The following is an 18895-nucleotide window of genomic DNA, read 5'->3' as shown; positions in this document are numbered from 1 at the left end:
AAAAAAGCCCACCTGGAAGCGGTGGGCTGGTGAAGGATCAGCCTTTCGGCGGTTCCTCGGAGATCGGCTTGGCCTGGCCGCTGTTTTCGTACCAGCCACCGCCGAGGGCCTTGTACAGGTTGACCTCGCTGGTGAGCTGCGACAGGCGATCGCTGATCAGCGATTGCTGGGCACTGAACAACGAGCGCTGGGCATCGAGGAAGGTCAGGTTGCTGTCGACACCAATGCGATAGCGACGCTCGGCCAGGCGGTAGTAATCCTGGTTGGCGGCGACCAGGTCACGCTGGGCCTGCAGCTGCTGGTTGAAGGTCTGGCGTGCGGCCAGTCCATCGGAGACTTCCTGGAAGCCGGTCTGAATGGCTTTCTCGTAATTGGCGACGCTGATGTCTTTCTGGATTTTCGAGTAATCCAGGCTGGCTTTCAGGCTACCGGCGTTGAAGATCGGAATGTTGATGCTCGGTGCGAACGACCAGGTTCCCGAACCGCCCTTGAACAGACCGCCCATGTCCGGGCTCAAGGTCCCGGCATTGGCGGTCAGGCTGATGCTTGGGAAGAACGCTGCGCGGGCGGCGCCGATATTGGCGTTGGCCGCCTGCAACTGGTGCTCGGCGCCGAGAATATCCGGACGTCGTTGCAGCAGCTCGGACGGCAGGCCGGCCGGCATGTCGCTGAGCAGCTTGGCCGACAGCGGTTGAGCCGTCGGCAGGTTGGCCGGGATACCGCTACCGAGCAACAGGGTCAGGTTGTTCTGGTCCTGGGCCACCTGGCGGGTGAATTGTGCCAGGCTGCTGCGGGCACCTTCTACGGAGGTCCGCGCCTGGCTCACATCCAGGGCGGAAGCCACGCCGACTTCGTTACTGCGTGCGGTCAGCTTGTAGCTTTCCTCATAGGCCGACAGGGTGTTCTGGGTCAGCTTGAGCAGTTCCTTGTCGGCCTGCCAGGTCAGGTAGGCGTTGGCCACACTGGCCACCAGGCTGATCTGGGTGGTGCGGCGGGCTTCTTCGCTGGCGAAGTAAGTCTGCAGTGCCTGCTCGCTCAAGCTACGGACGCGGCCGAACAGGTCCAGCTCATAGGAACTGACGCCGAGGGTCGCCGAGTACTGGCTGTTGATCGTTTCCCTGCCGGTGCTCGAGACGGCGGCCGGCACCCGTTGCCGACTGCCGTTGCCATTGGCCGTGACCGCCGGGAACAGGTCCGCGCGCTGGATCTGGTACTGGGCGCGGTAGGCGTCGATATTCAATGCCGCGACCCGCAGGTCGCGGTTGTTTTCCAGGGCCACCTGGATCAGCTGTTGCAGTGCCGGGTCGTTGAAGAACTGGCGCCAGCCCTGTTCGGCGGCCGCGACATTCGCCGCCTGGGCCGGCGAGTAGGCCGGTCCTTGCGGGTACTGCGCCGCTACCGGCGCTTCGGGGCGCTGGTAGTCGGGGATCAACGAGCAACCGCTGAGCACGAAGGCCGCGACCGCTACACTGAGAAGGGACTTGCTCATTGGCCAGCCTCGTTGCTTGGAGTTTCAGTAGTGTCTGACTTCTTGTGCTTCTTCTCGCCGCCGATGGACGACACCGATACGAAGAACAGCGGAACCCAGAAGATCGCCAGAATCGTCGCGGTGATCATACCGCCAATCACGCCCGTACCGATGGCGTGCTGGCTACCCGAACCGGCACCGGTGGAAATCGCCAACGGCACCACGCCGAGGATGAACGCCAGGGAGGTCATGATGATCGGACGCAGACGCATCCGACAAGCCTCGACGGCGGCATCGATCAGGCTGCGGCCCTGTTCATGCAGTTCCTTGGCGAATTCGACGATCAGGATGGCGTTTTTCGCCGCCAGGCCGATGGTCGTCAACAGGCCCACCTGGAAATACACATCGTTGGACAGCCCGCGGAAGGTCGTCGCCAACAGCGCGCCGATGATCCCCAGCGGTACCACCAGCACCACGGCGATGGGGATCGACCAGCTCTCGTACAGCGCGGCGAGACACAGGAAGACCATCAGCAGCGACAGGGCGAACAACGCCGGCGCCTGGGAGCCGGACAGCTTCTCCTCGTACGACAGGCCGGTCCAGGAAATCCCGACGCCGGCCGGCAGTTTCGCGGCGATGGCTTCGACTTCCGCCAGGGCCTGGCCGGTACTGTAGCCGGGGGCCGGAGCACCGAGGATCTCCACGGCGGCGACGCCGTTGAAACGCGAGAGCTTCGGCGAACCGTAGACCCACTCGCCCTTGGCGAAGGCGGAGAACGGCACCATGACCCCGGCGGTGTTGCGCACGTACCACTTCTGCAGGTCCTCAGGACTCATCCGTGAACTCGGTTTACCTTGCACGAACACCTTCTTCACCCGACCACGGTCGATGAAGTCGTTGACATAACTGGCACCCAGCGCAATCGACAAGCTGTTGTTGATGTCCGATAGGGACAGGCCCAAGGCGCTGGCGCGTTCGTCGTCGATGCTCAGTTGGTACTGCGGCTCATCGTTCAGTCCGTTCGGACGCACCTGACTGAGCACCTTGCTCTGCGCGGCCATGCCGAGGAACTGGTTACGGGCGGCCATCAACTTCTCGTGACCGATACCGGCCTTGTCTTGCAGATAGACGTCGAAACCGATGGCGTTACCCAGCTCCAGTACGGCCGGAGGGGCGAAGGCAAACACCATCGCATCGCGGAAGGAGAAGAAGTGCTGCTGCGCGCGGGCGGCGAGGCCGAACACGCTGTTCTGGCTGGTGCGCTCATGCCATGGCTTGAGCATGATGAAGCCCAGGCCCGAGCTCTGGCCATTACCGGCGAAGTTGAAACCGTTCACGGTAAACACCGAGGCCACGGTGTCGGATTCCTTGGTCAACAGATACTCACGCATCTCGTCGAGGACCGCCTGGGTCCGCTCGGCACTGGAACCGGATGGCGTCTGTACCTGGGCGAACAGTACGCCCTGGTCTTCTTCCGGCAGGAACGAGGTCGGAATGCGCAGGAACAACCAGATCATGCCGGCAAAGATGATCACGTAGACCAGCAGGTACGGCGCCTTGTGGCGCAGGATGCTGCCGACGGTGCGCTCATAGCCACGCACACTGCGATCGAAATTGCGGTTGAACCAGCCGAAGAAGCCGCGTTTGGCCGTGCCGTGGTCGCCCTTGGCGATCGGTTTGAGCATGGTGGCGCACAGTGCCGGGGTGAAGATCAGGGCAACCATCACCGACAGGGCCATGGCCGAGACGATGGTGATCGAGAACTGTTTGTAGATCACCCCGGTGGAGCCGGCGAAGAACGCCATGGGCAGCAGTACCGCCGAGAGCACGAGGGCGATACCCACCAATGCGCCCTGGATCTGCCCCATGGATTTCTTGGTCGCTTCCTTGGGTGACAGGCCTTCCTCGCTCATCACCCGTTCGACGTTTTCCACCACGACGATGGCATCGTCCACCAGCAAGCCGATGGCCAGCACCATGCCGAACATGGTCAGGGTGTTGATGCTGAAACCGGCCGCCGCGAGGATCCCGAAGGTCCCGAGCAGTACCACCGGTACGGTCATGGTGGTGATGATGGTGGCGCGGAAGTTCTGCAGGAACAGGAACATCACCAGGAACACCAGCACGATCGCCTCGACCAGGGTTTCAACCACGCCCTTGATCGATTCGGTCACCACCGGGGTGGTGTCGTACGGGTAGACCACTTGCATGCCCGGCGGGAAGAACGGCTCCAGGGTGGCGATGGTCTGGCGCAAGGCCTTGGCGGTGTCCAGGGCGTTGGCGCCGGCAGCGAGTTTCACTGCCAGGCCGGAGGCCGGCTTGCCATTGTACTGGGCGTTGATGCTGTAGTTTTCACCGCCGAGGGCGACATCGGCGACATCCCCCAGGCGTACTTGCGAGCCGTCCTGGTTGACCTTGAGCAGGATCGCCTTGAACTGTTCGGCGGTCTGCAGGCGGGTCTTGCCGATGATGGTGGCGTTCAGCTGTTGGCCGGGCATGGCCGGCAGCCCACCGAGTTGCCCGGAGGCTACCTGGACGTTCTGCGCGGCGATGGCGGTTTTCACGTCCACCGGGGTCAGCTTGAAGTTGTTCAACTTGGCCGGGTCAAGCCAGATGCGCATCGCATACTGGGCACCGAACACCTGGAAGTCACCGACACCGGCGGTCCGCGAGATCGGGTCCTGCATGTTGGAAACGATGTAGTTGGCCAGGTCGTCGCGGTTCATGCTGCCGTCTGTCGAGACAACACCAATCACCATCAGGAAGTTCTTCACCGACTTGGTCACGCGGATACCCTGCTGCTGCACTTCTTGCGGCAGCAGCGGGGTGGCCAGGTTCAGTTTGTTCTGCACCTGGACCTGGGCGGTATCGGGGCTGGTGCCCTGATTGAAGGTCGCTGTGATGGTCATGCTGCCGTCGGAGTTACTCGACGACTCGATATAACGCAGGTTGTCGATACCGTTGAGTTGCTGCTCGATCACCTGGACCACGGTGTCCTGCACGGTCTGCGCCGAAGCGCCCGGGTAGGTCACGGCAATCGCGATGGCCGGCGGTGCAATGGCCGGGTACTGGTTGATCGGCAACTTGAGGATCGATAGAGCCCCGACCAACATGATCACCAAGGCGATCACCCAGGCGAAAATCGGGCGGTCGATAAAAAATTTCGACATGGTTTACTCCCCTTTGCTGCCTGCGGCTTTAACTGTGGCCGGGGCAGGTGCCGGGTTGGCTGCCTTCACATTGCTGGCTTCGGAGGCCTTGACTTCAACGCCAGGACGCACGAACTGGAGACCTTCGGTGATCACCCGATCGCCGGCTTTCAGGCCGTCTTCGATCAGCCATTGGTTGCCGACGGTACGGCTGGCCTTGAGCTGACGCAGTTCGACCTTGTTGTCCGGGCCGACGACCAGGGCGGTCGGGGTGCCCTTCAGGTCGCGGGTCACGCCTTGTTGCGGGGCGAGAATCGCGGCGCTGTTCACACCGGCCTGCAATTGGGCATGCACGAACATGCCGGGCAGCAGGGTGTGATCCGGGTTCGGGAACACCGCCCGCAGGGTCACGGAGCCGGTGGTTTCATCCACGGTGACTTCCGAGAACTCCAGCTTGCCGTCCTGCTTGTACTGGCTGCCGTCTTCCAGGGTCAGCTTGACCGAGGCGGCATTGTCGCCGGCTTTCTGCAGGCGACCGCTTTCCAGCTCGCGACGCAGTTGCAGCAGTTCGGCGGTGGACTGCGTCACGTCGACGTAGATCGGGTCGAGCTGCGAGATCGTTGCCATGGCGTTGGTCTGGCCACTGCTGACCAGCGCGCCTTCGGTCACCGAGGAACGACCGATACGGCCGGACAGCGGCGCGTAGACCTTGGTGTAACGCACGTTGATCTGGGCGCTTTGCAGGGCCGCTTCCGATTGCAGGCGGTTGGCGACGGCGGTGTCGTACTCCTGACGGCTGACGGCCTGCTCATTCACCAGTTGCTTGTAGCGATCGGAAATCGACTTGGTCGATTGCAGGTTCGCTTCGGCGCTTTTCAAGGTCGCTTCATAGACCGATGGGTCGATCTGGTACAGCTGCTGGCCGGCTTTGACATCGCCGCCTTCCTTGAACAGACGCTTGAGAATGATGCCATTGACCTGTGGGCGAACTTCCGCGATGCGGTACGCCGTGGTCCGGCCGGGCAGGTCGGAAGTCAGGGTAAACGGTTGGGCTTGCAGGGTGACGACGCCGACCTGAGGCGCGGCGGGAGCTGGCGCAGCCGCCTTTTCCTCTTTACATCCGCTGAGCAGCGATGCCAGGGCGACGGCAGTGACCAGAGCGGTAACAGCTGGCTTGAGTTGCATGAAGATCCTCGGGTCAGGCGCGCACGATGCGCACAAGAAAAGTGGAAGGGTAAGAAAGGTGATCCGGGTGGATAAATAGGTTGCTAATGAATATACTTACATTCATGGTTGTTTGTAAATACTTGCGCTTTGCGCAGAAATAGTTACAAAGCATGTAATTTAGCCCGGGAAAAGGCACAAGAATCGCCTCCCGCCATTAAGTTCCGATTACGCCCGGCGTTGCTCCGTGGCACCCTGATTGAGGTTTTACTGCCATGGTCCGTCGCACCAAAGAGGAAGCTCAGGAGACCCGGAGACAGATACTCGAAGCTGCCGAAAAGGCCTTCTATGAGCGTGGTGTGGCGCGCACGACCCTGGCCGACATCGCGACCCTGGCGGGCGTGACCCGGGGTGCGATCTATTGGCATTTCAGCAACAAGGCCGAGTTGGTGCAGGCGATGCTCGACAGCCTCCACGAGCCGCTGGATGCGTTGGCCCGGGCGAGCGAGAGTGAAGAGGAAGTCGATCCGCTGGGCTGCATGCGCACGTTGTTGATCCATGTGCTTCGTCAGGTTGCGCTGGACCCCCAGACCCGGCGAATCAACGAAATTCTGTTTCATAAGTGCGAGTTCACCGATGAAATGTGTGACCTGCGCCGTCAGCGCCAGGCCGCCAGTGTGGACTGCAATCTGAAGATCGGCCTGACCTTGCGTAACGCCATTGCCCGCGGACAATTGCCCGAGCAACTCGACCCGGCCCGTGCGGCCATTGCCATACACGCTTACATCCATGGGATCATTGCTCAATGGCTGTTGGTCTCCGACAGCTTTGAACTGCAGACGGAAGCGGAGCGTCTGGTCGACACTGGGCTGGACATGCTGCGCTTGAGCCCGGGCCTGCGCAATTAAGTCAAAATGCGTAATTGATTCTAGTTGTATCAGAGTCGGACGCGAGCAAAGTTGATGCGTCATATCGACAGATATCAGCTGACCATTATCTACCCGACAGCTTTATCTTGGTAGTTAGTAAGCTACGTATTTTGTAGCGAAAGTGTTGCGACTCTGTGAATGAATGTGCCGATTTGTTGCACAAATTGCTGAGCGGGCGCTCAACGGCATGGTGATGCTGGCTCTCTGCGGGCTGGCGGTGGCCTGGGGGAGGGGGCCGGCGGCGACAAGGCCCGGTGTTTTTCCCCGCAGGCTCTGTCTTGACCCGGTGTTGACCACCGCGATTGTTCAATACTCGATACAACTCAACTCATGCTGAACTTGACGTTGTAGCTGTAGGGGGGCGCCTTGAGGGTTTTGCTCAGGCGCGCCTTGCAGGAAGCCTGGCGCTCACCGATGGACTCGGCTTTCCTGATCCAGATGGGCAGGTAGTTGGGGCGCTGGGTGTGGGCGAAGCGTTCTTCCAGGGTATGTTGGGCAACGAATCGGCACTTGCGTGGCCCGGCGCCATAGATAAACCAGGCCCGCGGCCCGTCCAGTACCAGTTCACGGCGCTCGCCACTGGCGATGTTGAAACTTGACGGCGCCGCGCCGTGCAGGTCGAGGCCGGTGCCCAGGAGTTCGAGGGGCTCGGGGGAGTCGTTGCTGATCTCGATGGACGTGACTATTTTGGAAAAGCCCGGTGTTGACGGGTCTGGTTCTGCGGCGCCAGGTCCGAACGTGTCGCCGTCAGCCGCGCCGGTGGCGAAGGCGGCCAATGAAATCAGGCCCGAGAGTACGGCACAGAACAGGGCGAGGCTGATGGACTGCAAGAGGGGTGTCATCTTATTAATTCCTTTTAATGAGGTCTTTTGAGACAGCGTCATCCCATGACACTGCGCGCCTGGCCGATTCCGGCGGGCTGCTGGGTAAGTATGGGGTTTGCTACCGAAAATACCCGGAGTAAAGGGCAGCGTCGTATGTAGGCTTATTCCTGTATTGGGGTGAGTTGCTTCAATGAATATGGCGAGTTGCAGGCGACTGTCCTACCCGCCGCCCACAAAAAAGCCCCGGCACTTTCGGGCCGGGGCTTGCTGCTGGCGAGCTTTGTGGGCGCGTGCTTACAGCGTCGGGTAGTCGATATAGCCGACCGGGCCTTTGCCGTAGAAGGTTTCCGGGTGCGCCGGGTTCAATGGCGCATCGGCCTTCAGACGGGCTGGCAGGTCCGGGTTGGCAATGAACGGCACGCCGAAGGCCACCGCATCGGCCTTGCCGCTGGCCAGCCAGGCGTTGGCGCTGTCCTTGGTGAAACGTTCGTTGGCGATGTAAGGGCCGCCGAACGCCGCCTTAAGTTGTGGGCCAAGGCTGTCGCCGGCTTCTTTCTCGCGGGAGCAGATAAACGCGATACCGCGCTTGCCCAGTTCACGAGCGACGTAGGTGAAGGTCTGCGAAAGGTTCTCATCACCCATGTCATGGGAATCGGCGCGTGGCGCCAGGTGCATGCCGACACGACCTGCGCCCCAGACTTCGATCACGGCGTCAGTCACTTCGAGCATCAGGCGCGCACGGTTTTCCACGGAACCGCCGTAGTTGTCGGTGCGCCGGTTGGTGCTGCTTTGCAGGAACTGGTCGAGCAGGTAGCCGTTGGCGCCGTGGATTTCCACACCGTCGAAACCGGCGGCCTTGGCGTTTTCCGCACCGACCCGGTAAGCGTCGACGATGTCGGCGATTTCAGCGGTTTCCAGGGCGCGTGGGGTCGGGTAGTCCGACAGTGGGCGCACCAGGCTGACATGGCCCTTGGGCTGGATGGCGCTCGGTGCGACCGGCAGTTCGCCGTTCAGGTACGAGGGATGGGAAACCCGGCCCACGTGCCACAGTTGCAGGAAAATCCGCCCGCCGGCAGCGTGGATAGCCTTGGTCACGTTGGCCCAGCCACGCACCTGGTCGTTGGACCAGATACCCGGGGTGTCCGGGTAGCCGACGCCCATTGGGGTCACGGAGGTGGCTTCGCTGAGGATCAGGCCGGCGGAGGCGCGCTGTACGTAGTACTCGGCCATCAGGGCGTTGGGTACGCGACCTTCATCGGCGCGGCAGCGGGTCAGCGGGGCCATGATGATGCGGTTGGGCAGTTCGAGGTCGCCCAGTTTGATCGGATCGAAAATAGTTGCCATGTGTACAACCCTCGTTATCAGTTAGTCGCGGAATTCAGTGGATAGCAGGCGCCAGTTCGTCGTTGTCGCTCTGGCGAAAGGTAATCAGGGTCACCAGCAGGGCCAGGACCGCCAATGCCGCGGCGGCCAGGGGCACGCTGGTGAGGCCGAAGCCGTTGGCGATGACGCTGCCGCCGATCCAGGCCCCGAGGGCATTGCCGACGTTGAAGGCGCCGATGTTCAGGGTCGAGACCAGGTTGGGGGCGGCCTGGCCGTAGGTCACCACGTTGATCTGCAGGGCCGGCACGGCGGCGAAGCAGGCCGTGGCCCAGAGGAACAGGGTGATCTCGGCGGGGATCAGCACCAGGCTGCTCCAGGTCAGCGCGGTGGCCAGTACGGCCATGGCGATGAACACGCCGATCAGCGTCGCGGCGAGGTTCTTGTCCGCCAGCTTGCCGCCGATGATGTTGCCGAGGGTCAGGCCCAGGCCCATCAGCACCAGGGTCCAGGTCACGCCCCGTGGCGAGACGCCGGTGACTTCGCCGAGCAGCGGCGCGATATAGGTGAACAGGGCGAACACGGCGGCGGAGAACAGTGCGGTCATGCTCAGAGAGAGCCAGAGCCCGGCGCCCTTGAGTGCCGCCAGTTCGGCGCGCATGTCGAGTTTTTCCTCGTCGTGCTTGGCCGGCAGGTAGCGGATCAGGCCGATCAGCGCGATCACGCCGATCACGGTCACCGCCCAGAAGGTCGAGCGCCAGCCGGCTTCTTGGCCCAGTGCGGTGCCCAGCGGTACACCGAGCACGTTGGCCAGGGTCAGGCCGGTGAACATCAGGGCTACCGCCGAGGCACGCTTGTCCGGGGTCACCAGGTTGGCCGCCACCACCGAACCGATACCGAAGAAGGCACCGTGGCACAGGGCGGTGATGATCCGGGCGAACATCAGCACGTTGTAGTCACTGGCGATGGCACAGAGCAGGTTGCCGACGATAAAGATCCCCATCAGCGCGACCAGGGCCGTCTTGCGCGGCAGCCGTGCGGTGGCCATGGCCATGAACGGTGCGCCGATCGCCACGCCCAGGGCATAGCCGGTCACCAGCCAGCCGGCGCCGGGAATCGACACGCCCAGGTCCGCCGCCACATTGGGCAGCAGGCCCATGATGACGAACTCCGTGGTGCCGATGGCGAAAGCGCTGAGGGCCAGGATGAGTAACGAGAGGGGCATCTTGTGCGGTCCTTGTTTAGAGCTCTTGGCTCATGATGCGGAGGAATTCCTGGATGGTTTCCTCATTGCGTTTGAAGAAGTGCCATTGACCGGCTTTCTGGCTGCTGATCAACCCGGCGCGTTGCAGGGTCGCCAGGTGCGCGGACACGGTGGACTGCGACAGGCCGCAGCGCTGGTCGATCTGTCCGGCGCAGATGCCGTACTCATGGTTGTGGTGCTGTTCAGGGAACTGGTTTTTCGGGTCTTTCAGCCAGCTGAGAATGTCTCGGCGTACTGGGTGTGCCAGCGCTTTTATTATTTCGTCGAGGTCAAGGGGCATGGTCGTTGCTCGGGGTGGGTAAAACGTTATATCGCGATGGGGCGAAATATATATCGGTATTTCGCGATACACCAATATGATTTTGATCTGAACTCAGTGTGGTTCGCTATATCGGGTTATAACGATATAGGCTGACGAGGTGCTAAGCTGTCGACCATGAATTATCTCGCACACCTGCATCTGGGCGGCCAGCGCCCGGAACAACTGCTCGGCAGCCTCTATGGCGATTTCGTCAAGGGTCGCGTGCAAGGGCAGTTCACCCCCTCGATCGAAGCGGCGATTCAGCTGCATCGCCATATCGATGTGTTTACCGATCGGCACCCTTTGGTGGGTCAGTCCTTGTCGCGGTTTTCCCTGACACGGCGGCGCTATGCCGGGATCGCCCTGGATGTGTTCTTCGATCACTGCCTGGCGCGGGATTGGGCGCTCTATGCCGAAGGCGAATTGGACAGCTTTACCGCCCAGGTCTATCGCGTGCTGGAAAGTGAGCGGAATCTGCCGGGGCGTCTGGCCGAGATCGTGCCTTATATGGTGGCGAACGACTGGCTGGGTTCCTACCGCGATTTCGAGGTGCTGGGACAGGTGTTGCGAGGGATTTCGCGGCGTTTGTCGCGGCCGGAGGCGCTGCTGCATGCGATGGGCGAATTGGAGGGGTTGTATGAGCCGTTGAGCGAGGACTTCCGGCTGTTCTATCCCGAGCTGCTGGCGTTTTCCCGCGCTCACTCGTTGAGTGAGCGCGATCCCCTGTAGCCTGGCTCGCCGGGTTTTATGCCGCTTCCGATCGAGCCGTTTCGGTTTCGGCCTGACGCGGTGCCGAACGTTTCACTTCAGCCACCTCACCGAACAACGCCATCTGAACCGCCTGTTGCGCCTGGAAGGCCAGCGCCGCGCGTTCCTGGCCGTTGCAGGCGATCGGTTCGAGAATCTGGATCTCCACATCGCCCTGGTCGTTGGAAAACAGGCGCATCAGGTGCGAGAGCAGATCGTCGTCGCCAATGAACGGGGCCAGCAGGTCCGGCTTGCCGTCGCGCAGATAACGAATGGCCACCGGTTGCAAGGCCACGTCCGCATCAATCGCCGCCGACAGCAGGCGACCATGGAAGGTGCGCAGCGAACGACCGTCGGTGGTGGTGCCCTCCGGAAACATCAGCAAGGGGTGTTGCTGCTCCAGGTGACGGGTCATCTGCTTGCGGATCAGTTGGCTGTCGCCCGAGCCACGGCGGATGAACAGGCTGCCGGCTTTCGCCGCCAACCACCCGGCCACTGGCCAGGTCCGTACTTCGGCCTTGGACAGGAAGGACATCGGGGCCAAGCCGCCGAGCAGGGCGATATCGGTCCAGGACACGTGGTTGCTGACCCACAGCATCGGCCGGCTCGGCAGTTCGCCGCGCACGGTTACGCGAAAGGGCAGGGCATTGCTCAGGCGCGCCATGAAAAAGCGTGACCAGCGTTGCCGCCGGACCATGGAGTTGGCGACCCCCAGGCGTTCGAAAACCCCGAATACGCTGGCCATGCTCAGGCCGAGCCCCACCACCACCAGCACCCGTGCGATGCGGCCGTATACCCGTAGGCGGCTCATCAGACTGCCGCCTTGAAGTGCCGGGCATAGCGTGGGCACAAGTCGTCGCGCTTGAGCAGGATAAATACGTCGGCTACCTGGAAGTCTTCGTCCCAGCACGGCTCGCCGCAGATCTTCGCGCCCAGGCGCATGTAGGCCTTGAGCAAAGGAGGCATTTCGGCGATGACGTTGCCGGGAATATCCAGTGACGGCAGCGGCTTTTTCGGTTCGGCGCGCAGGTGCTCGTTGCACAGGTAGCGTTCGCGCAGGCGCTGCATGATCGCCTGGGCCTGGATTCCGCCGTCCTGCATCGAGATGCTGGCGCACCCCATCAGGTAGCTGTAGCCGCCTTCGTTGAGGATTTCGGCCAGTTCGCTCCAGAGCACGGCGATGGTACCGCCATTGCGGTAGGCCGGATCGACGCAGGTACGGCCGATTTCCAGGATCGGCCCTTGCAGATGGCCCAGGCCGTGGAGGCTGAATTCTTCTTCACTGTAGTAACGGCCCAGGGTGTTGGCGGCCTTGTGGTCGAGCAGGCGGGTGGTGGCCACCAGGCGACCGCTGTTCAGGTCGCGCACGCCGATATGGGCGCAGTGCACATCATAATCATCCATGTCCAGGCCCAGTTCAGCGCCCTTGAGCTTGGCATTGAATTCGCCGCTGAAGACGTTGAAGCGCAAGGCCTGGGCTTCTTGCAATGCCGCGGCGCCCAACAGGCGTTCGGCTTGCAGGCGGCGTTCACTGCCGGTGTCGCTGATGCGGGCGATCTGGGTCATTACGAGTCTCCGGTTGCCGGCCAGGGGTGCGGCCAGTCGACTTTGTTGTGCAAAGTCAGGCTATTTAGCCCCGGTGTCATCGCCATGAAGCTTTGGTGATGCTTATATGACAGGGTCCCGGGATGGGCCACTCAAGGCGCCGAGACCTTGAATACTCCCCAAAACCCGTAGGAGCAGGGCTTGCCCGCGAAGGGGGCCTTGAGAACGCAAAAGGCTTCGCTGGCAAGCCCTGCTCCCACAGGTTTTATATTCGGCCTCGGAGAATCCGTGCCCCGGATTGTCATCAAACGCGCTTAAGCTGGCGCGAGGCTATTTCTGCGAGCGGGCTCCATGTCCAAGGGTTCGACCTTTTTTCCTGCCTTGTTGTTGGCGTTCTGCGTCACCGCGCGTGCCGAGGTCTGGCCGGCTGAAGACTGGTCCCTGGGGCCGCAGGTGTCCGGGCCGGCGGTTGCGGCCCTGGAGTCCTACGCGTTTCCCGCCCGTGACGATGACACGCGAAAAGGCATTCGTAGCGATGCGCTGTTGGTGATTCGCCATGGCCAGATCGTCTATGAGCGTTATGCCGGTCCCACCAGCGTCAACACCCCGCACCTCACCTGGTCCGTCAGCAAAAGCGTGATGGCCGCCGTGCTTGGCGTGGCCTATGGCCAAGGCCTGTTCCAGCTGCATGATTCGGCGGCGCGCTTCTATCGACCCATGCGCGCCCATCCCAATGTGACCCTGGAACACCTGATGAACTGGTCCTCCGGTATCGACTGGCAGGAGGACTACGAATACGCGCCGCTGAAGTCATCGGTGGTGGCGATGCTCTACACCCTTGGGCACACCGATATGGCTGGCTACACCGCCGGCCATGGTGAGTTCGCCCGGCCGGGGCAGGCCTTCCGTTATTCCAGTGGCGACAGCAACGTACTGTCCGCCGCCTTGCGCCGGATTGTCGGTGCCAAGCGTTACCCGAACTATCCCTGGACAGCTCTGTTTGACCCGCTGGGTATTCGCAGCGCGGTCTGGGAACGCGATGCCAGCGGCACTTTCGTGGCCTCGTCCTATGTCTATATGACGGCGAGGGATCTGGCGCGGATCGGCCTGTTGATGGAGCGCGAGGGACGCTGGGGGGAACGGCAACTGCTGCCCAGGGCCTGGGTGAATTTCAACCTGCGGCCCTTCGCCGGCTACAAACCAGGGCAGGACGAAGCCGTGGGCGGCGGCCAGTGGTGGCTCAATCGTTCGATCAAGGGCGCCGCCAAGCCCTGGCCGGATGCGCCGCCGGACACCTTCGCCGCCCTCGGGCACTGGGGCCAGGTGTTGTACGTGATCCCCAGCGCGGACCTGGTTATCGTGCGCTACGGCGATGACCGCGACGGCAGCTACCGGCACAACGAACTGCTCAAACGAGCACTGGCGGCGTTCGCGCCGACGGTGGCGCCATGAGTACCAAGGGATTTGTGCGCCGGCGTCCGCTGGTCAGTCTGTTGTTGGTGTTGCTGGTGGCCCTGGGCACCTGGACCTGGCATGAGCGGCAGGCCTTGCACGCTTTTCCGGGGATCATCAGCGCCTATACCGCCAAGGAATACTGTTCCTGCCGTTATGTGATGAACAATTCGGCGGACTATTGCCTGGGGTACGTCAAACAGTCGGTTCCGGTCAGTGATTTCCATGATGATCCCCAGCAACACCGGGTCACCGCCCGGGGGCTGGGGCGCAGCAGCAGTGCTGTCTGGGTTGGCCCGCGCGAGGGCTGCCGGCTGGAGCCCTGATCCGTGGTTTGCCACCTCTATCCGTGGCGGGTAAGGTGGTGCCTACGTTCAATCAGGAGCTTGCATGCACCGGTCCCGCCTATTTCTGGCCCTGCTCGGGGTGCTCGCCCTGCCGGCACAGGCCAACTGGTACCTGGACAATGAGTCCTCACGCCTGTCGTTCATCAGCACCCACAACGCCGATATTTCCGAAGTCCATCGTTTCCTGACCTTGCACGGCAAGATCGACGGTCGGGGCCTGGCGACCCTGGAAGTGGAACTGGAGTCGGTCAGCACTGGCATTCCCCTGCGCGACGAGCGCTTGCGTCGCGACCTGTTCGAGATCAAGACCTGGCCCGAGGCGCAGATCGTCGCGCAGATCAATGTCCAGCCGATCAGCGACCTGGCGTCTGGCGCACAACTGGAGCTGCGCCTGCCGCTGGTGGTGAAGCTGCGCGGCAAGGAGCACAGCTACAACGCCGAACTGCTGGCGACCCGACTCGATGACCGGCGTTTCCAGGTGGTGACCCTGGAGCCGTTGGTGCTGCATGCCGAAGACTTCGACCTGCTGCCAGGGCTGGCGACATTACGCAAGGCCGCCGGTCTGTCGGCCATCAGTTTGTCGGTACCGGTGGGTGCGGTACTGATTTTCGCGGCGCGCTGACATGGCCGGGGCGATTTTCCCTTGGCGGGCCGACAACGCTTTCGAACTGTTGATCGACGGCCCGAATTTTTTCCCTCGGATGTTTGAGGCGATTGCCCGGGCCGAGCGGCAGGTGGAGCTGGAGCTCTATCTGGTGGAGGCCGGTGCCTGTGCCGAGGCCATGGTCCGGGTGCTGGCCGAAGCGGCCGAACGGGGCGTGCGGGTGCGTTGCCTGTTCGATGATTACGGCAGCCTTGCGTTTACCCTTGGCCTGCGTCGACGCTTGACCGAGGCCGGGGTCGAGCTGCGTTTCTACAATCGTCTGAGCTGGCGCCGTTGGGTGCGTAATCTCTACCGCGATCATCGCAAGCTCTTGTTGGTGGATCAGTCCCTGGCGGTGGTCGGCGGTACCGGTGTTACCGATGAATTCTGGACCCCGGGCGAAGAGCGCTTCGAATGGCACGAAGTCATGGTGCGGATCAGCGGTCCCCTGGTACTTGACTGGCAACTGCTGTTCGACCGCCAGTGGCTGGCCAACGCCCAGCGTGCGGCCTGGAAACCCGTAACGCCTTTCGGTCTGCCACGCCTGCCGCGAGTTCCACCGGCCGGGCAGGGCCTGGGCCGGGTAGCCTACGCCGATGCCCGGCAGCACCGGGACATCCTGCGCTCTCTGGTGCGGGCGCTGAACAGCGGCCAGGAGCGGGTCTGGTTGGCGACCCCGTATTTCCTGCCGACCTGGAAAGTCCGCCGCTCCCTGCGCCGGGCCGCCAATCGAGGCATCGATGTGCGGCTGCTGCTGACCGGGCCGCGTACCGATCATCCCTCGGTGCGCTATGCCGGCCATCGTTATTATCCGCGCCTGCTCAGGGCCGGGGTGCAGATTTTCGAGTACCAGCCGTGCTTCCTGCATCTGAAAATGGTGCTGATCGATGACTGGGTCAGCATTGGCTCGTGCAATTTCGATCACTGGAACCTGCGCTTCAACCTGGAGGCCAATCTCGAAGCCCTCGATCCGTCGTTGACCCGGGCGGTGGAGGCCAGTTTCCTCTACGATTTCGCCCTCAGCGAGCCGGTCAGCCTGCAGGACTGGAAGGCACGGCCGCTATGGCGGCGGGTCAAGCAGCGGCTATGGGGTTGGGTTGATCGGTTGGTAGTCAATGCGCTGAATCGGCGGGGTTGATAGACTCCAGTCCAATACGCCTTGCGCCCAGGAATTGCCGATGACTGCTTCGTTGCTCATGGCTGTGCTCGCCTCCGGCTTTATCTACGGCATTACCCCGGGGCCCGGTGTGCTGGCGGTCTTCGGCATCGGTGCGGCCCGCGGACGGGTGGCGGGGGCGGGGTTTCTCTGTGGGCACTTGTTGGGCGATGTGATCTGGTGCAGCACGGCGCTGGTGGCCATCGTCGGCGCCCGGGAAATCGGCAGCAGTGCGTTCGATATCCTTGGTGTACTCAGCGGTCTCTACCTGTTCTGGCTGGGCCTGCGGGCGATCCGCACCCGGCGCTCCAGTGCCGAGACGCCCCAGGGCGCGGCGCGGCAACCCTTCGTACACGGCATCCTGTTCGGCCTGACCAACCCCAAGGCTTACCCGGTGGCGGTCGCAACTTTTACTGCCTTGCTTTCCAGTCGTGCCGAACTGTTGCAGTGGTCGATGTTGCCTTGGCTGATTTTTCTCAGTTTCCTTGGCGGTGTCGCGGCATACGCTATCCTCATTGGTGTTGTCGGCGCCCGGCGGGTCAGGGCGTTTTACCAGCGGCACGAGTTGATAATCACCCGCTTATGTGGCGTGATGTTTATCGGCTTCGCCATCAATGCGCTGGTCCATGCGTTGCCGGGATTGATGCCGAACAAGGCTTGAATCTGCTGCAAGGGGAGGGCAGGAAGCCGGTGTTTCCATGGATAGATGCTGACGCTTACTTTTTTGGGCGATCTCTTTCTGATGGAATCCAAGACTGTCACACCGCTGGCCAGCTTTATCGACCTGTTGATGGACGCCGTGTGCGCGGTGGATATCGAAGGGCGATTCGTTTTTGTCAGCGCCGCCTGCGAGCGGATCTTCGGCTACACCCAGGGCGAACTGATCGGTATGCCGATGATCAACCTGGTGCTGCCGGCAGACCGCGAGCGCACGTTGATGGCCGCCAGCGAAATCATGGGCGGTCAGCCCAAACCGTATTTTGAAAACCGCTATGTGCGCAAAGATGGCCAGGTGGTGCATATCATGTGGTCGGCGCGCTGGTCCGAGGTCGACCAGTTGCGTATCGCCGTGGCCCGGGATATCACCGAGCGCAAGCTGGCGGAGTCTCGGCAGGCGGCGCTCTACGCGATTTCCGAGGCCGCCCACGCCACCGAGGATCTGCTGGCGCTGTTCCAGCGGGTGCACCAGATCATCGGCGAATGGCTGCCGGCGGAGAACTTTTGCGTGGCGCTTTACGATCAGCAGCGCGATCAGCTGAGTTTTCCCTACCATATTGACGACCGCCGCCAACCGCACACGGTCGACCGTAACTGTGCCGAGATCGTGCGCAGCGGCCAGCCCCTGTTGCTGAACATTGAAGGCGCACCCTCTTGCCTGGGCGTGCCGTTGAATTCACAGAACGGCACCATTGGTGCGTTGTTGGTAAAAAGCAGCGGTGGCGAGCGCTACACCGAACACGACCTGGAGCTGCTGCAATTCGTCTCGGCCCAGGTCGCGGCGGCTATCGAGCGCAAGCAATTGCATGCACGCCTGGAGTACATGGCGCGCTACGATCAACTGACTCATCTGCCCAACCGGGCTTTCCTCCACGAGCGCCTGAAGAGCGCATTGGTCCGGGCGCGGAGCGAGGGGGCGCTACTGGCGTTGCTTTATGTCGATCTGGACAAATTCAAACAGGTCAACGACAGCTTTGGACATGCGGTGGGCGATCTGCTCCTGCAGGAAGTGGCCCGGCGCCTGCAACGATGTGTCCGGGATACCGATACCGTGGCGCGTATCGGTGGTGACGAATTCGTTATTCTGCTGGAGCATCTGCAACTGCCGGAGCACGCGAACCGGGTGGCCGACAAGGTCCGCAGCCTGCTGCGCGAGCCCGTGTTATGGGAGGATTGCGGCCTGATCATCGTGGCGAGTATCGGGATTGCGCTGTATCCGGAAAATGGCGAAGAGGCACAGCAACTGTTCAAGCACGCGGATGAGGCGATGTATGGGGTCAAGCGGGGGGCGGTGGCGCACTGATAAAGGCGATTGTAGTGATTTGTATCTGTGTTTGTACAAAATCGCTAAAGTTCGGTGGTTTCAGGTCGATGTCAAGGAGACCTAAACCTGAATGAGCTTCTGCCATGGTTTCCATCAGTAGCGTTACCATCAATACCCCCACTGTCGTTCCCGCATCGTCTGCGCTCGGTACTGCGAATTCCGCCAATGCCGGTAAAGACGGCAAGACCGAAGCTGAAAGCTCGACAGGGGTCAAGGTCAATTTGTCCGGTGCCGGGGTCGATGCGTCCAAAGCCGCCCAGGCCCAGGCGGCGGCCTCGGAACCACCGGGGATCAAGCAACTGCGCAAGCAGATCGAGCAGATTCAGAAGATGATCGCCCAGAAACAGGCCGAACTGCAGCGACTTCAGGCGAACAAGAGCATGAGTCCGGATCAGAAGGCAGCGCAGGTCAACGCCCTGAATACTGAGTTGTCGGCCCTGTTCGGGTCGTTGGCCACTCTGAACAATTCGTTGATCTCGGCCTTGAAGAAGCAGGCTGACGGGAAGTAACGGCTGATTCAGGTGGCAAGGCGTGATCGGGGCTGA

General features: G+C 62.0%; 18 protein-coding genes. 9 read left to right on the top strand and 9 right to left on the bottom strand.

Annotation, left to right across the window (positions count from 1 at the left end; translation table 11 throughout):
* Positions 1 to 37 precede the first annotated feature (37 nt).
* The 3 genes from M5C01_RS11250 to M5C01_RS11240 are packed head-to-tail and all read right to left on the bottom strand — an operon-like array spanning position 38 to position 5802.
* Positions 38 to 1489: an AdeC/AdeK/OprM family multidrug efflux complex outer membrane factor gene (locus M5C01_RS11250; RefSeq protein WP_152737950.1), complete on the bottom strand. Its 1452-nt coding sequence runs from the start codon at positions 1487 to 1489 to the stop codon at positions 38 to 40.
* Entirely contained in the window at positions 1486 to 4638 is a 3153-nt protein-coding gene (locus M5C01_RS11245; protein WP_152737953.1) for an efflux RND transporter permease subunit, read from the bottom strand. The genes M5C01_RS11250 and M5C01_RS11245 overlap by 4 nt, the downstream gene beginning before the upstream one ends.
* Positions 4639 to 4641: 3 nt before the next feature.
* Positions 4642 to 5802 (bottom strand): efflux RND transporter periplasmic adaptor subunit, encoded by a 1161-nt coding sequence (locus tag M5C01_RS11240; protein ID WP_152737957.1) that lies wholly within the window; start codon positions 5800 to 5802, stop codon positions 4642 to 4644.
* 254 nt (positions 5803 to 6056) lie between these two features.
* Between M5C01_RS11240 and M5C01_RS11235 the strand changes: the two genes are divergently transcribed.
* Entirely contained in the window at positions 6057 to 6689 is a 633-nt protein-coding gene (locus tag M5C01_RS11235; RefSeq protein ID WP_103496340.1) for a TetR family transcriptional regulator, read from the top strand.
* A gap of 344 nt (positions 6690 to 7033) precedes the next feature.
* Here the strand turns inward: M5C01_RS11235 and M5C01_RS11230 are convergent, their stop codons facing one another.
* From M5C01_RS11230 to M5C01_RS11215, 4 genes are all read right to left on the bottom strand, one after another.
* Positions 7034 to 7552, bottom strand: a complete 519-nt coding sequence (locus tag M5C01_RS11230) for a hypothetical protein (RefSeq protein ID WP_103496341.1) — start codon at positions 7550 to 7552, stop codon at positions 7034 to 7036.
* 276 nt (positions 7553 to 7828) lie between these two features.
* Entirely contained in the window at positions 7829 to 8878 is a 1050-nt protein-coding gene (locus M5C01_RS11225) for an alkene reductase (RefSeq protein WP_152737960.1), read from the bottom strand.
* 34 nt (positions 8879 to 8912) lie between these two features.
* Complete coding sequence (locus M5C01_RS11220) at positions 8913 to 10079, bottom strand: MFS transporter (RefSeq protein WP_152737963.1); 1167 nt, start codon at positions 10077 to 10079, stop codon at positions 8913 to 8915.
* Between the two features lie 16 nt (positions 10080 to 10095).
* A complete protein-coding gene (locus tag M5C01_RS11215) occupies positions 10096 to 10398 on the bottom strand; it encodes a helix-turn-helix transcriptional regulator (protein ID WP_100938725.1) in 303 nt (100 codons plus the stop codon).
* A 156-nt stretch (positions 10399 to 10554) separates the two neighbouring features.
* Here M5C01_RS11215 and M5C01_RS11210 point away from each other — a divergent pair, with 156 nt between their 5' ends.
* Complete coding sequence (locus M5C01_RS11210; RefSeq protein WP_103496344.1) at positions 10555 to 11148, top strand: ACP phosphodiesterase; 594 nt, start codon at positions 10555 to 10557, stop codon at positions 11146 to 11148.
* A gap of 16 nt (positions 11149 to 11164) precedes the next feature.
* On the opposite strand, the gene M5C01_RS11205 is transcribed toward M5C01_RS11210, so the two are convergent.
* Complete coding sequence (locus tag M5C01_RS11205) at positions 11165 to 11977, bottom strand: lysophospholipid acyltransferase family protein (protein WP_103496345.1); 813 nt, start codon at positions 11975 to 11977, stop codon at positions 11165 to 11167.
* Positions 11977 to 12732 carry an L-ornithine N(alpha)-acyltransferase gene (gene olsB / locus M5C01_RS11200; protein WP_103496346.1) on the bottom strand — a complete coding sequence of 252 codons (756 nt, stop codon included), beginning with the start codon at positions 12730 to 12732 and terminating at the stop codon, positions 11977 to 11979. Before olsB ends, M5C01_RS11205 begins: the two co-directional genes overlap by 1 nt.
* Positions 12733 to 13062: 330 nt before the next feature.
* Between olsB and M5C01_RS11195 the strand changes: the two genes are divergently transcribed.
* The 7 genes from M5C01_RS11195 to M5C01_RS11165 all read left to right on the top strand — a co-directional run bounded on the left by M5C01_RS11195 (position 13063) and on the right by M5C01_RS11165 (position 18859).
* Entirely contained in the window at positions 13063 to 14163 is a 1101-nt protein-coding gene (locus tag M5C01_RS11195) for a serine hydrolase (protein WP_103496347.1), read from the top strand.
* A complete protein-coding gene (locus tag M5C01_RS11190) occupies positions 14160 to 14489 on the top strand; it encodes an amidase (RefSeq protein WP_152737966.1) in 330 nt (109 codons plus the stop codon). The genes M5C01_RS11195 and M5C01_RS11190 overlap by 4 nt, the downstream gene beginning before the upstream one ends.
* Positions 14490 to 14553: 64 nt before the next feature.
* Complete coding sequence (locus M5C01_RS11185) at positions 14554 to 15132, top strand: YceI family protein (protein ID WP_152737968.1); 579 nt, start codon at positions 14554 to 14556, stop codon at positions 15130 to 15132.
* A 1-nt stretch (position 15133) separates the two neighbouring features.
* Positions 15134 to 16291 carry a phosphatidylserine/phosphatidylglycerophosphate/cardiolipin synthase family protein gene (locus M5C01_RS11180; RefSeq protein ID WP_103496350.1) on the top strand — a complete coding sequence of 386 codons (1158 nt, stop codon included), beginning with the start codon at positions 15134 to 15136 and terminating at the stop codon, positions 16289 to 16291.
* A 40-nt stretch (positions 16292 to 16331) separates the two neighbouring features.
* On the top strand, positions 16332 to 16970 hold the full coding sequence (locus M5C01_RS11175) for a LysE family translocator (RefSeq protein WP_152737971.1): 639 nt from the start codon (positions 16332 to 16334) through the stop codon (positions 16968 to 16970).
* Positions 16971 to 17051: 81 nt separating this feature from the next.
* Positions 17052 to 18329, top strand: coding sequence for a GGDEF domain-containing protein (locus M5C01_RS11170; RefSeq protein WP_152737974.1), 1278 nt, complete (start codon positions 17052 to 17054; stop codon positions 18327 to 18329).
* A gap of 104 nt (positions 18330 to 18433) precedes the next feature.
* On the top strand, positions 18434 to 18859 hold the full coding sequence (locus M5C01_RS11165; protein ID WP_103496352.1) for a hypothetical protein: 426 nt from the start codon (positions 18434 to 18436) through the stop codon (positions 18857 to 18859).
* Positions 18860 to 18895: the final 36 nt, after the last annotated feature.

This window comes from Pseudomonas sp. MWU12-2319, assembly GCF_023242525.1.
Taxonomy (GTDB): domain Bacteria; phylum Pseudomonadota; class Gammaproteobacteria; order Pseudomonadales; family Pseudomonadaceae; genus Aquipseudomonas; species Aquipseudomonas gingeri_D.
Note: the sequence above shows the minus strand (reverse complement) of the source record. Positions and strands in the feature narration are given on the sequence as shown.